The organism is Acidobacteriota bacterium, assembly GCA_012729555.1.
Taxonomy (GTDB): domain Bacteria; phylum Acidobacteriota; class UBA6911; order UBA6911; family UBA6911; genus UBA6911.
On record JAAYCX010000044.1, the window covers coordinates 25,079 to 38,308 of the forward strand.

The window sequence follows — 13,230 nt, forward strand, 5'->3', positions numbered from 1 at the left end:
TCCTTCGCCATCCTAGGGGATCTGTTTCTTCACGAACGTCCACTTGGCGTGGGCGCAGAGGCCGCAGTCGGGACCGGTGAACAGCTTTCCCGCCGTTTTGTTCCCCTTCAACTGCCAGTCCAGCCAGGCCGAGGCAACGCGGCCGAATTCCCCGCCGTTCGGCTCCATGTAGGTCCCCCCGTGGCCCACGTCGAGGTTGGCCATGGCCACCGGGACCTTGTCGATTTTTGCGAAATCGTCGGTCGCGTTCGGATAGGCGATATCCTTCTCGCCGCCGATGACATAGAAAACGGGGGCGTGCAGCCGCGCGAGCAGCGCCTTGTCCACCGCCGGCATCGACATCATCATCTTCGGCGCCGCTCCCGTCTTTGGCGGCGCTCCCGTCTTCGGCGCGGCTTTGGAAGCGGGCGCCTTGGGCATCCCTTCCTTCGGCGCCCCGAAGGGGGTGTTCAGGATGCCGCTGTTCATGACCAGGGTGGTGGCCACGCGCGGGTCGGGGGAGACCTCCAGGGCCTGCAGCCCGCCGCAACTCATCCCCGCCACGGCGAATTTCGCCGGGTCCACCTTGCCGGAGTATCTGCTTCCCGAGCGCCCGTTTTCGGCCGTGGCCCAGGCGAGGGCCTCCAGGAGCTGGGCCGACTTGGTGCCGCCTCCCCCCATCATTCCTTCTTTCGAGGCCGGGGCTCCTTCGCGGTAGGGGCCGATGGCGACGACCAGGTAGCCGTGGGAGGCCACTTCGACCAGGAAGGGGGCGTGCATCTGGGAGGAATTGGCGCAGCCGCCGTTACCCCAGGCCATGACGGGGAGCGGGTTCTGCGCTCCGAACGGGCCCAGGTCGGCGGGCCGGTAAATCGTGTGGCCGGGCAGCCGGGGATCGCCTTCGATGATCGCCGGGTAAGGGCCCGATCCGGCGGGGGGCGCCTGGGCGAAGGCGCCGGCGGCGAAACAAGTCAAAACAAGCAGCGAAACCAGGGTTGATCGAAACATCGCTTTTCCTCCTGTCCGGCTAAGGGATCGGTACGGATTTCTACTGGCTGATACGTATCCTGCGGTCCCGACGTAACAGCGAATTATACACTTGTATAATCGGCGAACGGGTGTCTTATAATACGGACGGGCCGCTGTATCAAGCAAAAAGCCGACAGGAGATCCTCCGGTCGTGGAGCGGCCGCGTGTTTCGGACAGCGGAGGCCGGCACCTTGAAGAAGAACCCGGAGGGGGCCCGAGACAGGATTTTCAGGGCCGCGGAGGAACTCTTTTCCCGCAAGAGATTCCGGGAAGTTTCCGTGCGCGACATCGCCTCCCAGGCGGGGGTGCATTTCGCCCTGGTGGGGTACTACTTCGGCGGGAAGCAGGCGCTGTTCGACGAGGTCTTCCGGTCGCACGTGGATCCCGTGGTCGAGGAGGGGCTGAGGGAACTCGAGGCGGTCACGCGCGGCGGGCGGACGGCCGCGGTCGAGGAGATCCTCAGGGCGTGGATCCTCCCCTGCCTGCGGCAGGGGGATACCCCGGCCGGCCGGGCGATCCACCTCCGCATCATTGCCAACCTGTCGCACGAGCGGTGGGAATACACCCACGCGCTGGCCGGCAACATGAACCGGTCGCACCGGGCCTTCATCCGGGCGCTGCGCCGGAGCCTCCCCCACCTCTCGGAAAGGACGGTGATGTGGCGCCTCCATTTCATGGCCGGCGCCCTCTTTTTCGGGGTGCGGCAGCCGGCTTCGCTGACCGTCCTGTCGGGCGGGCGGTGCGACCCCGAGGACCTGGAGGCGACGTTCGAGCAGATCCTGCCCTATGCCGCCGCCGGGCTGCGCGCGCCGGACCCCGCCGGAACCGAAACCGGGGAGCGGAAGCGCCGTAAGGCCGGATCCAAAGGGAAAACAGGGAGAAATCCCGCCAAGCAAGGAGAAAAGCCATGAAACCACGCACCATCGCCGTCGTCCTGATCTTTCTTTTCGGCGCCTTCGAGGCTGGGGCGCAGACCGGAGCGACCCCCATCAGGGAGGACTTCAAGCCCTCGACGCTGAACCAGCCCGGACAGGAATACCCCCAGGTCAACTCCCAGCGCCACGCGCGCTTCCGCATCGTGGCCCCCCAGGCCCAAAGCGTCAGCGTGAGTCTGGGAGGGCGAGAGGGCACCCCGCTCCGCAAGGGGGAAGACGGCGCCTGGACGGGCACCACGGCGGTGCCGCTCGACGAGGGGTTCCACTACTACCGGATCACGGTCGACGGGGGGACGTTCAATGATCCCGGCGCCCTGAATTTCTACGGCTCCACCCGCTGGGAGAGCGGGATCGAGGTCCCCGCCGCCGACCAGGATTTCTACGCGCTGAGGGATGTGCCCCACGGCCGCGTCGAGCAGGTGCTCTTCCCCTCCAAAAGCACCGGCACGGTGCGCCGGGCCTTCGTCTACACCCCCCCCGGCTACGACCGGGACCCCTCCGGGCGCTACCCGGTGCTCTACCTGCAGCACGGCTGGGGCGAGGATGAAACCGCCTGGAGCAACCAGGGGCGCGCGCACCTGATCATGGACAACCTGATCGCCGCGGGGAAGGCCCGCCCCTTCCTCATCGTGATGACCTACGGCATGACGAACGACGCCCGGATCGGCGGCCTGGCGAAATTCGACGTCGGCCCCTTCCGGACGGTCCTCCTGGACGAGCTGATCCCTTACGTCGACGCCCATTACCGCACTCTGCCCGACGCGGCGCACCGCGCCATGGCCGGGCTGTCGATGGGGGGGATGGAGACCCGCTGGATCACCCTCGGGCACCTGGACACCTTCTCGCACATCGGCCTCTTCAGCGGCGGCTCGATCTCTCCCGAGGATGTGAAGGCCGCCCCCGGTTTCGGGGAAAAGGTCAAACTGGTGTTTGTCGGGTACGGCGGCCGCGAACTCGGCGCGCCGCGCGCCGGGGCCCCTCGCGGGTTCGGCGGAGACCCGCGGGCGGACGCCGAGGCGCTCACGAAGGCCGGGATCCGGAGCGTCTTCTACGTTTCCCCCGACACGGCGCACGAGTTCCAGTCCTGGCGCCGCTGCCTCCGGGAATTCGCCCCGCTCCTGTTCCGGGAATGAGCGCGATCGGCGGCAGGGTGGCCCCGGCCGCGCCCGGCCGGGGGGGCAGATAAAAAAAGCCGGGGGGCGCGTCGCGGTCACGGCGCGCCCCCCGGCTCCCGGTCCGGGCAAGGTGGTTTCCGATCTAGCGGAACATCTCCTTGCTCATCTTGTCGATTTCCCTGGAAATGGCGTCGTAGACCCCGTCGTAGACGGCGCCCTTGCCCCCCTGGGTGATGCAGGGAATGAAGTAATGCTTGCCGTTTTCCTCGCACGCCCTGCGTACGTGCCGCTCGACCAGCTCCTGGGTCCAGTCCTCACGGTCGACGAGACCGTTGTCGATGTCCCCCATGAAGGAGATCCTGCCGCCGTACTTCCTGATGAGGTCCGACACCTTGTTGGTCGTGACGCACCCCTGCCAGATGTCGATCTTCATCTCGATCATGTGGGGGACGAGGTTGGCGCTGTAGGCGTCGTTGTGATGCACGATGAGCTGGACCCCCCTCTCCTTGTAGTACCCGTACCACTTCTTGTACGGTTCCAGGAAGAACTCCTCGAACATGTCCGGGGAGAGGAAGGACGAACGGTGGCTGCCCCAGTCGTCGTGCTGAAGGATGACCTCCGGGGCGAAGTTGTCGCAGACCAGCTTGGCGTAACGGAGCTTCCAGTCGGTGACGTAGGCGATCAGTTCCTTCATCGCCTCCGGTTCCTCGTAGAAGGCGATCAGGCAGTCGTCCATCCCCATCAGGTAATGGAGCTGCTCGAAGATCCCGGGCGCCCCGAACAGGGTGACGAACACTTCGTTCCTGTCGACGGCGTCGATCTGCGGCTTGAACTTGTCCCACTCCGACTGGGGGTAGTCCAGCCGCGGCGCCTTGACGACCTTCTCCCACTGGGTGATGTCCTTGAGCACCTTGTGGGCCTCGTCGTGCACCGGGAAGGCTCCCGGCACGTTGGCGGGCCAGGCCCGGGTGACGCCCCAGCCGTCCTTGACCGGCGGCTCCCCGCGCCCCACCCTGGGCGAGGCGGCCGCGATGGGGTCCCCCATGATCATGCCGAAGGGGGAACCCGGATCGCAATCGAACGCCTCGTACTGGTTGACGAACCGGTCCGGGTTGCCGCCGCGGATGGTTTCCAGCAGATTCTGTCTCTTGGTCAGCATGAAACCCTTTCTCCGATGGGGGTGGGTTAGGCCGCGACGATCTCCTTCGCCTTTTCGGCGGCGGATCCGGCGTCGGGCGCGTAGGCGTCGGCCCCGATCTCCTCGGCGAACTTCGGGGTCACGGGCGCGCCGCCGACGATGATCTTGAAGCCCTGCAGGCCGCTCTCCCTGATGGCGTCCACCGTCTTCTTGAGCGCGGGCAGGGTCGTGGTCAGAAGCGCCGAACACGCCACCAGCTTCACGTTCTTGTTCCCCTTAATGGCTTCGATGAACTTGGCGGGCGCCTGGTCCACGCCGATGTCCACCATGTCGAAACCGGCGCTGCCGATCATCATGTTGACGAGGTTCTTCCCGATGTCATGCAGGTCGCCTTCGACGGTACCGATGACGCAGGTGCCCAGGGAAGTCGACGCCTCGGAGCTCAGGAAGGGCTTCAGCACTTCCACGCCCTTGGCCATCGCCTTTGCCGCGATCAGCATCTCGGGCACGTAGATCTCGCCGGCCGAAAACCGGTCTCCCACCACCTTCATGCCGTCAATCATCGCCTGAAGGATGTCCTTCGCGGCGCTTCCCTCGTCCAGGGCTTCCTGGACCAGTCCGGGAACTATCTTGGTCTTGCCGATGATTACCTGTTCTTTGACTTCGTCGATCTTGGCCATGTCTTTTCACCTGATTTTCGTAATGTCCCGGCCGGGGGCCGGAGAGGTTGATTCCAGAAAAACCGTCCTTCCAATAATAGATCCAGCGGTATCGAAACAGCCGCGCGCATTATTTTCTAGCACGTCCTGCCCGAAGATGCTAAGAAAAACGGCCCGCCTTCGCCTCCCGGCTTCGGCGGGCACGCCTGCCTCATTTCTTCGCCGGCGCCTGGGGCTGCGTGCCGAACACGCCTCTCCTGAACGCCTGGATGAACTCGATGCACATCTCGTCGCGCCCCAGGAGCGCTTCCGTCGCGTAGATGAGGCCCCGCAGGTCGCGGTTCAACGGGTCGAGGATCACGCTGTCCAGCCCCGCGTTCATGGCGAGGACGACAAAGGCCTGGTTCACGATCTTCCGCGCGGGGAGGTTGAACGAGATGTTGCTGGCCGCCCCCGTCACGTGGAGGGTGGGGTAGCGTCTCCGGATCTCCTTCATGACCTCGATGATCATGTTGACGCCGTCGTCCGAAGTCGCCAGCATTTCCACCAGCGGGTCGATGTGCAGCCGGGAAGGGTCGATGTTGTACTCCTTCGCCTTCTGCATCAGCGCTTCGAGCACCTCGAGGCGCTTCTCCGCCGAGCGCGGAATTCCCGTGTCGTCGCACAGGAGCGCGGCGCACTGCCAGTCGGTCCTGGCGATCTTGGGGAAGACCGTCGCGATCTTGTTCCCCTCCATCGACACGGAATTGACCAGCCCGGGTCTTTTGCAGAAATCGATCGCCTTCGCGCAGGTCTCGGCGCTCGGGCTGTCCACGGCGATGGGGGTGTCGGTCGCTTCCTGGACGATGTCGATCATCCATTTCAGGGTTTCCAGTTCCCGGGAAACCTCGACGGATGCGCATACGTCGATGAAATCGGCCCCCGCTTCGGACTGCACCTTGGCCAGGTTCCTGATGAAATCGGCGTCTCCGGCTTCAATCGCCTTGCCCACGGACGGAATCGATCCATTGATCTTTTCAGCAATTATTATCATTGTGCGTCACTCCATTCCCAAATGATCCAGCCATCACTGCCCCACACGTTGCGGGATGCGCCTCTCGCTGATGATGTCCCCCAGCGACCGCGGGGCCTGTGCGGCCCGGCTCCGCTCTGCGTACGCATTAAGTTGCCCTAGAGGAGGGGGTCAAGTCAAATGCGAACGCGGCCATGGACACCCTAAAGCCTCTAAAATAAAACGTTTATGATTCTAATCCATTCGGCCCATAAGTCAACCCCATATGTCCGGCGGTCCGCCGCCGGCCCCGGGGCGCCTTCGAGCGGGCCGGATGGGCGTTGAAGCGCCCGCGAAAAGGTGTTAATACGTCCCTGGGCGGGGGGCGAAAACCTTTGAGCGACAGCGGCTTCATCAAAATCGGCCTCGGAGTGGATGCCGGCGGCACCTACACCGACGCCGTCATCTTCGACTTCGAGGCGGACCGGATCCTCTCCAAGGCCAAATCGCCGACCACGCGGTGGGATTTCACGGTGGGGATCGAAAGGGCGCTCCGGCAGCTCGACCCGCAGCGGTTGCGTGAGGTCGAGCTGGTGTCGCTCTCCACCACCCTGGCCACAAACGCCATCGTCGAAAACGAGGGGCAGAAGGTCGGCCTCCTCCTCATGCCCCCCTTCGGGCTGGATATCGCCCAGAACATACCCTGCCGGCCGCAGGCGGTCGTGGAGGGACAGCTGGACATCACGGGGAGGGAACTGGCGCCGGTCCGGGAGGACGAGGTCCGGCAAGCGGCCCGCCGCATGGTGGAGCGGCACTCCGTGGCCGCCTTCGCCGTCTCCGGGTTCGCCGGTTCCATCAATCCCGAGCACGAACTCCGGGTCAAGAGCTGCCTCGAGGAGGAAACGGGCCTGTTCGTGTCGTGCGGCCACGAGCTTTCGGACACGCTCGATTTCCAGACACGGGCGGTCACGGCCTTCCTGAACGCGAGGATCATCCCGAGGATCGCCGGCCTGCTGCTCGACCTCGAAAGGGTGATGCGGCGGTACGGCATCGACGCCCCCGTGTTCGTGGTCAAGGGGGACGGCACCCTGATGAAGGCCGACCTGGCGAAACGGCGCCCCGTCGAGACGATCCTCTCGGGCCCCGCGGCCAGCGTGGCGGGCGCCCGGCACCTGACCGGGCTGGAGGATGCGATCGTCGTCGACATGGGCGGAACGACGACCGACACGGCCGCCCTGGCGTCGGGCCGGGTCCGGCTCGACCGGGATGGTTCCCGCGTCGGGGGGCGCCGGACGCACGTCCAGGCGCTCGATATCCGCACGGTCGGTCTGGGGGGGGACAGCCTGATCCGGTTCGAGCGGATGCGGTTTCATATCGGCCCCCGGCGGGTGGCCCCGATCGCCTGGCTCGGCCGTCACTGGCCCGGCACCGAAGCCGCCCTCGATTACCTGACCCTCCGCCTGCGGCAGTACGGCGTTTCCACGGCGAAGATGGCGCTCCTGGTCAGGACCGGCGATGCCGGGTCGTTGCCCCTCACCCCCCTGGAGGAGAAGATCCTCCGGCAGCTCGAGCACCGGCCGCATTCGATGGAGGAGCTGCTGCACATCTTCGGCGCCGCCACCGAGGCCAGTCTGCACCTGCAGCGGCTCGAGGGTCGGGGCGTCCTTCAAAGGTGCGGCCTGACGCTCACCGACCTGCTTCATATCGACGGCCGGTACCTGGAATGGGACGCCGAGACCGCCCGGCGCTACGCCGGCTTCTACACGCCCCTCTGCCGCATGCCCCTCGACGCGATGGCGGCCCACGTCCTCGCCCTGGCGGCGCGGCAGCTGTCCCTGGAACTGCTCAAGCGGGGCCTGGATGACGACACCGAGCCGGACAGGATGGAGGGGTGCCCCGTCTGCCGGACCCTGGTCCGCCATCTCCTGGAGGAGCAGCACCCGAATTACGAAGTGGCGATCCGCCTCCGGCACCCGGTCGTCGGCATAGGGGCGCCGATCCGGTTCTTCCTGCCGCAGGCCATCGTCCCCCTCCAGACCAGGTCCGTCATACCGGAAAACGCCGACGTGGCCAACGCCATCGGCGCGATCACGAGCCAGGTGCACATACGGAAAGGGCTCTGGATCGTCCCCGGCGACAACGGCGATTTCATCGTGGAAGGCGTTTCCGGCGTGCGCCGGTTCGGCAATCTCGAAGACGCGGACCGGTTCGTCAGGGAGGAACTGACGGCCATCGTCCGCCGGAAGGCGGGAGAAGCCGGGACCGGCATCCGGGACGTCGCCTTCGAAACCGAGGACAGCGTCCCCCGGGCGGCCAGCGGGGAGGCGGTCTTTCTCAGGCGCACCATATCCGCGAGCCTCGAGGGGCGCCCCGACCCGGGCTCCCGGCCGGAACGGGACGGCGCTGAATAGGAGCCGGCCGCGGCCCGGGGAGGCCGCGCGGGAAGTTATGGCTTGTGATGCGGCCGTATCCTCCTATAAAGTGGATGCGGGCGGCCCGGGCGTCGGGACGGCGCCCCGGTTGATGACGGGCATGAGGCCGCGGCGGCCATGATTTCAGGGATTCCCAATACCAACACCGATGAATCAGGAGACTTTCGATCATGAATCTAAAAGAGATGTTCCTATCCGCCTTGCGGAATGAGAAGCCCATAAAATGGATGGGGTACGGGTTCGAGGCTTTTCCGAAGATCAAGTTCCACTGCGTCATGGACCCCATATCCATATGGGACATCCTCCAGTTCACGGGGGAGGCGGCCATTGACAACTGGGGCGGGACCCTTCGTTTCCTCCCCGGCGACCCCGGGTGGATCCCGATCGTCAACGACCAGAACAAGGTCATCAAGGACGTCACCAAATGGCGCGACTACGTCAAGTTCCCCGCCATCCCGGACCTGGACTGGAGCGACGCCAAGAAGACGATTGAAGGGATCGACAGGGAAACCACCCTGGTCATGGTCCCCAGCTTCCGCGGCCTGTTCGAGCGCGCCCACTGCCTGATGCCGTTCGAAGAGGTGCTCGTCAACATGTACGAGGAGCCCGAGTCGATGTACGAGTTCTTCGACGCGTACGCCGACTGGAAGCTCCAGGTCTTCGAGCAGCTCATCGACATCCTCGAGCCCGACATCCTGCACAGCCATGACGACTGGGGCTCCAAGACCTCCCTCTTCTTCTCCCCGCAGAAGTTCCGCGATCTGCTGAAGCCTCACTACCAGCGCCTGTACGACTACGTCAAGAAGCGCGGGGTGCTGGTCCAGCATCATTCCGACTGCTATATCCAGGGGATCGAGAAGGACATGGTCGACCTGGGGATCGATATGTGGCAGGGGGCCCTCCCCTCCAACGACCTCCTCGCGATCCGGGAGAACACCCAGGGGAAGATGCTGATGCTGGGAGGCATCGACCAGGGGGTGATCGACCGGGCGGACGCGACCGAGGACGAGATCCGCGGCGAGGTCCGCAGGGCCATCGACACCTACGCCGCCGGCGGGGCGTTCCTCCCCTGCATCGGGAGCCTCGAGTGCATCAACGAGTGGGTGACCCCGGTCGTCATCGATGAATGCAACCGCTACGGCGCGGAGTGGCTCAAAAAGCAGCAGGCCTAAGCCGTAACCAGGCCTTCCCCGGGCCGGCCGGCCCGGGGGGGCTTTCGGGACTCCGGGCCCCGGCGTGCAAGGGGGGATTCCTTGGCTAAAGTCGAATTCATGCCGGTGGGGAGGCGCGGCACCTGTCCCGAGGGGACATCGCTCCTGGAGTGCGCGCGGCTGCTCGACGTGGACCTGGTCGGCCTTTGCGGCGGGGTCGGGGTGTGCCGGCGCTGCCGGGTCCAGGTCGTCGCCGGGGCCGTTTCGGACCCGACGGAAGAGGACCGGGACGCCTTCGCGAAGGAGGAACTCGGCCAGGGGCACCGCCTCGCCTGCATGACCTACCCCCTGGGTGACGTCCGGGTGCACGTGCCGCCGGAGTCGCTGTCGGCCCCCCAGCGCACGCAGGTGGAGGGGCTCGAGGTGCTGGTCCGGCCGGACCCCCTGGCACGCGCCTTCGATGTCCGGCTGGCCCCTCCCTCGCTGGGACGCCCGGTGCCGGACGACCGGAACCTGTGGGACCTCCTCCGGCGCGACCACGGCCTGGCCCCGGGAACCATCGATCTCGCCGTGCAGCAGGTGCTTTCCACCCGGCTGCGCGAACTGGGGTTCGAGGCGAGCGTCGTGGTGCGGGAAGGGGAGGTCATCGCCGTCGACGCCCCGGCGACCCGCTGGATCGGCCTGGCCGTCGATATCGGCACGACCAAGATCGCGGTCTACCTGGTGGACATGCAGAGCGGCGTCGTCGCCGCCTCCGCGGGGCTGATGAATCCGCAGATATCCTACGGCGAGGATATCATCTCCCGCATCCATCACGCGGGCGAATCCGCGGAAAACGCCGCGAAAATGCAGGCCCTGCTCGTCGACGCCCTCAACGGCAGCGTCGCCTCCCTGTGCGCGGAGATCGGCGCCGATCCGGCCCGCATCGTCGACGTGGTCCTGGTCGCCAATACCGCCGTACACCACCTCTTTCTGCGCCTGCCGGTGCGGCAGCTGGGCCTGGTCCCTTACGTGCCGGGCATCGGCGGCGCCGAGGACCTCAAGGCCCGGGAAATCGGCCTGAAAACGGCACCGGGAGCCTGGGTCCACATGCTGCCGAACATCGCGGGCTATGTGGGCGCGGATCACGTGGCGATGCTGCTGGCTACCGGGGTGAACCGGAGGGAGGGGGTGACGCTGGCCATCGACATCGGCACCAACACCGAAATCTGCCTGAATCGGGGCGGCAGGATGAAGAGCGTGTCGTGCGCCTCGGGGCCGGCGTTCGAAGGCGCCCAGATCCGGTTCGGCATGCGGGCGGCGGCGGGGGCGATCGAGCACGTGCGCCTCGACGGGGGTCTCCCCGAAATCCAGACGATCGGGGGGGGCACCCCGGTCGGCATCTGCGGCTCGGGCCTGCTCGACGCCGTCGCGCAGATGCTCCAGGGCGGCGTGATCGACTCCACGGGCCGGATGCTGGACCATCCGCTCGTGCGCCGGCGCGGCGGTGTGCGGGAATTCGTCCTGGCCGAGCGTCCGGGACAGGAGGCCGTCACCGTATCCCAGAAGGACGTCCGGGCGCTGCAAGCGGCCAAGACCGCCATCCGCCTCGGCATCCAGGCGCTGGTGGAGGACGCGGGGATCGAGGAGGGGGAAATCGACCGGGTGATCATCGCCGGGGCGTTCGGCACCTACATCGACGTGGAGAGCGCCATCGCCATCGGCATGCTCCCGGCGCTCCCCCTCGGCCGTTTCGAGCAGGTGGGGAACGCGGCGGGGACCGGGGCGCGCCTGGCGCTGGTTTCGCGCGAGAAGCGCCGGGAGGCGCTGGAGATCGCGGGGGCGGACGGGTATCTCGAACTGGCCCGCATCCCCGATTTCAACGAGAAATTCGCCGCGGCCACCCCGATGGGCGCAGCCGTTTCATGAATTCAGGGCGTCGGCGATCTCCCTGAGGCGGTCCCATTCCGCATCGACCGGGACATGATCCGCCACCCCCACGATCGTCCGGCCGTCGCCCCGTGCGAACTCCCGGGCCCCGGCGATCGACTCCCGCAGCAGCGAGCGGTCCACCATCGGCATGACGTAGTCCTGGGGGATGCCGCCCCACAGGATCATGCCCGGGCCCGTCGCCTGCCTCGCCTCGGCAAGGGTCGCGTCGCTCTGGGGCGGTCCCGCCACCCCCGCCACTCCGTCGACGCCGGAATCGGCCATGGGTCCAAGCAGGTGCCGGCACATCCCCCCGATATGCACCCACAGCCGACCGCCGCTTTGGCGCAGCAGTTCGCCGGTGTCGAGGTAACTGGCCCGGAGGTGCCTGGCGAAGGCGGCCGGGGTGACGAATTGCCCGTCGAGGTTGTCCGGCGCCCAGAAGAGGGAAGCGGGGAAGCCGGAAGCCAGCTCCCGGACCAGTCCGTTCCTTTTCTCCTCCATGACCCCGAGCAGCGCCGTGAGCCGCTCCTCCTCCGTCATCATCAGCATCAGCCCGTCGCTCCATCCCAGCAGGGTGTGGAGCAGGTCGGAGTAGGGGGTCCTGGGGACCCCGATGACGTCGACCCCCCCGGGATCCGCGGCCCCGGGCGCTGCGGACGGTTCCAGCCGGTACCGCATCGCCGCGACGATCTCCTCCGCCGCGTCCAGGTCCTCCTCGTCCTTGACCGGGTATTCCTTCTGCCACCAGTCGCCGTCGGGACCCAGGGCCCATTTTTCGGTCAGAACCCCTGAGCGCGTGCGGTAGCGGACGACCCGCTCGGTCGCGGACTTTTCGCGCGTCACCTCGACCCCCTCGAATTCGAGCCGCCAGGGGGACCGGACGGTCCACGCCGGGCAGTTCAGGGCGGCGGCCGCTTCGGCCGCGGTCTCCCCGCACCCTTCCGGCAGCGTCCCCCGGCGGCTGTGCCAGGCGAACCACAAGCCCAGGTCGGGCATGAACAGGGGGCGGGCCGGGGCTTCCCCGCCGACCGCGTCCATCAGGATTCTCCTGAAGTCCATCTCTGTTTCCTCCGAAGGGCGCGGGACCGCCGCTACCGCCGGATCCGCTCCGGGTCCAGGCCGAAATGCTCCCGCGCCAGGGCGTTGAATTCCGATTCATCCGCGAGCGTTTTTTCGATAACCTCGCCGCCCTTCACGACCTTGAAGCGGCCGTCGGTGAGCGTGACCCTCCCGTCCCGGGTAGGCCGGGTGCACATGCGCATCGTCAGGAAAAAGGAGCCGGGGAAGGTGGCGGTGAAATGGTTCGCCATCAGGAAATCGTCCGGGAGGCATTCCTCGAGGGTGAAGGCGTAGAGCGGGTGGAATCGGTCCCCCTCCCTCTTCTGGAGCAGGTGGCCAAGGGGGGTATGGTTCGTGAGGCGGTAGGTGTGCGAGAACTGCCGCTGTTCCGTCCGCTCCTCCAGAAGCAGCGGGGCGAGGATGCCGTCGTTGCCGAAGCCCACGTCCGCCAGGTACCGCCGGCCCCCCGCCTCCACCAGGATCACCTGGTGGGTCCGGGTCGTGCATCGTCCGTCGTCGAGGATCACCCGCGCCAGCAGGTCCCTGACCCGGAACCCCATCTTCCGCAGGACGAGGGAAAAGAGGCCGTTCATCTCGAAGCAGTACCCCCCCCGCCGCTCCCCCACCAGTTTCCTGAAAAGGGAGGCCTCGTCCAGCAGGACGGGTCTGCCGTAGAACACGTCCAGGTTTTCGAAGGGTACGCCGAGGGTGTGGGCGAGGTGGAGCTCCCGGAGGGTGTCCTCCCCGGCATCCGTGCCTCCGCGGTATTGCACCCGTTCGAAATAGGCGTCGAGGTCTAAAAGCGCGTCGCTCATCCAGATACTCCTTACC

General features: G+C 66.6%; 11 protein-coding genes. 5 read left to right on the top strand and 6 right to left on the bottom strand.

Features of this window, described 5'->3' with window-relative positions; all coding sequences use genetic code 11:
* Nucleotides 1–12: 12 nt before the first annotated feature.
* A complete protein-coding gene (locus tag GXY47_09065) occupies nt 13–954 on the bottom strand; it encodes an alpha/beta hydrolase (protein ID NLV31293.1) in 942 nt (313 codons plus the stop codon).
* Nucleotides 955–1,199: 245 nt separating this feature from the next.
* Here GXY47_09065 and GXY47_09070 point away from each other — a divergent pair, with 245 nt between their 5' ends.
* Both GXY47_09070 and GXY47_09075 read left to right on the top strand, forming a co-directional pair.
* Nucleotides 1,200–1,919 carry a TetR/AcrR family transcriptional regulator gene (locus GXY47_09070; protein ID NLV31294.1) on the top strand — a complete coding sequence of 240 codons (720 nt, stop codon included), beginning with the start codon at nt 1,200–1,202 and terminating at the stop codon, nt 1,917–1,919.
* On the top strand, nt 1,916–3,076 hold the full coding sequence (locus tag GXY47_09075) for an esterase (GenBank protein ID NLV31295.1): 1,161 nt from the start codon (nt 1,916–1,918) through the stop codon (nt 3,074–3,076). The genes GXY47_09070 and GXY47_09075 overlap by 4 nt, the downstream gene beginning before the upstream one ends.
* Before the next feature lie 124 nt (nt 3,077–3,200).
* Here the strand turns inward: GXY47_09075 and GXY47_09080 are convergent, their stop codons facing one another.
* From GXY47_09080 to GXY47_09090, 3 genes are all read right to left on the bottom strand, one after another.
* Complete coding sequence (locus tag GXY47_09080; GenBank protein ID NLV31296.1) at nt 3,201–4,217, bottom strand: uroporphyrinogen decarboxylase; 1,017 nt, start codon at nt 4,215–4,217, stop codon at nt 3,201–3,203.
* A 26-nt stretch (nt 4,218–4,243) separates the two neighbouring features.
* Nucleotides 4,244–4,876, bottom strand: a complete 633-nt coding sequence (locus GXY47_09085) for a cobalamin-binding protein (protein ID NLV31297.1) — start codon at nt 4,874–4,876, stop codon at nt 4,244–4,246.
* A gap of 190 nt (nt 4,877–5,066) precedes the next feature.
* Nucleotides 5,067–5,888 carry a methyltetrahydrofolate cobalamin methyltransferase gene (locus tag GXY47_09090; protein NLV31298.1) on the bottom strand — a complete coding sequence of 274 codons (822 nt, stop codon included), beginning with the start codon at nt 5,886–5,888 and terminating at the stop codon, nt 5,067–5,069.
* 353 nt (nt 5,889–6,241) lie between these two features.
* On the opposite strand from GXY47_09090, the gene GXY47_09095 reads away from it, so the two are divergent.
* The 3 genes from GXY47_09095 (at nt 6,242) to GXY47_09105 (ending at nt 11,337) form a co-directional block, all read left to right on the top strand.
* Entirely contained in the window at nt 6,242–8,257 is a 2,016-nt protein-coding gene (locus tag GXY47_09095; GenBank protein ID NLV31299.1) for a hydantoinase/oxoprolinase family protein, read from the top strand.
* 191 nt (nt 8,258–8,448) lie between these two features.
* Nucleotides 8,449–9,450 (top strand): hypothetical protein, encoded by a 1,002-nt coding sequence (locus GXY47_09100; protein NLV31300.1) that lies wholly within the window; start codon nt 8,449–8,451, stop codon nt 9,448–9,450.
* Between the two features lie 81 nt (nt 9,451–9,531).
* Nucleotides 9,532–11,337, top strand: a complete 1,806-nt coding sequence (locus GXY47_09105; GenBank protein ID NLV31301.1) for a DUF4445 domain-containing protein — start codon at nt 9,532–9,534, stop codon at nt 11,335–11,337.
* On the opposite strand, the gene GXY47_09110 is transcribed toward GXY47_09105, so the two are convergent.
* Complete coding sequence (locus GXY47_09110) at nt 11,332–12,399, bottom strand: hypothetical protein (GenBank protein ID NLV31302.1); 1,068 nt, start codon at nt 12,397–12,399, stop codon at nt 11,332–11,334. The two genes, GXY47_09105 and GXY47_09110, sit on opposite strands and share 6 nt — an antisense overlap.
* A gap of 32 nt (nt 12,400–12,431) precedes the next feature.
* Nucleotides 12,432–13,214 (bottom strand): arylamine N-acetyltransferase, encoded by a 783-nt coding sequence (locus GXY47_09115; GenBank protein ID NLV31303.1) that lies wholly within the window; start codon nt 13,212–13,214, stop codon nt 12,432–12,434.
* Between the last annotated feature and the right edge of the window lie 16 nt (nt 13,215–13,230).

Bases quoted from the DNA above. Each gene is read 5' to 3' on its own strand.
- GXY47_09100 (NLV31300.1), top strand. From the start codon at position 8,449: ATGAATCTAAAAGAGATGTTCCTATCCGCCTTGCGGAATGAGAAGCCC.
- GXY47_09110 (NLV31302.1), bottom strand. From the start codon at position 12,399: ATGGACTTCAGGAGAATCCTGATGGACGCGGTCGGCGGGGAAGCCCCG.
- GXY47_09085 (NLV31297.1), bottom strand. From the start codon at position 4,876: ATGGCCAAGATCGACGAAGTCAAAGAACAGGTAATCATCGGCAAGACC.
- GXY47_09090 (NLV31298.1), bottom strand. From the start codon at position 5,888: ATGATAATAATTGCTGAAAAGATCAATGGATCGATTCCGTCCGTGGGC.
- GXY47_09115 (NLV31303.1), bottom strand. From the start codon at position 13,214: ATGAGCGACGCGCTTTTAGACCTCGACGCCTATTTCGAACGGGTGCAA.
- GXY47_09075 (NLV31295.1), top strand. From the start codon at position 1,916: ATGAAACCACGCACCATCGCCGTCGTCCTGATCTTTCTTTTCGGCGCC.
- GXY47_09080 (NLV31296.1), bottom strand. From the start codon at position 4,217: ATGCTGACCAAGAGACAGAATCTGCTGGAAACCATCCGCGGCGGCAAC.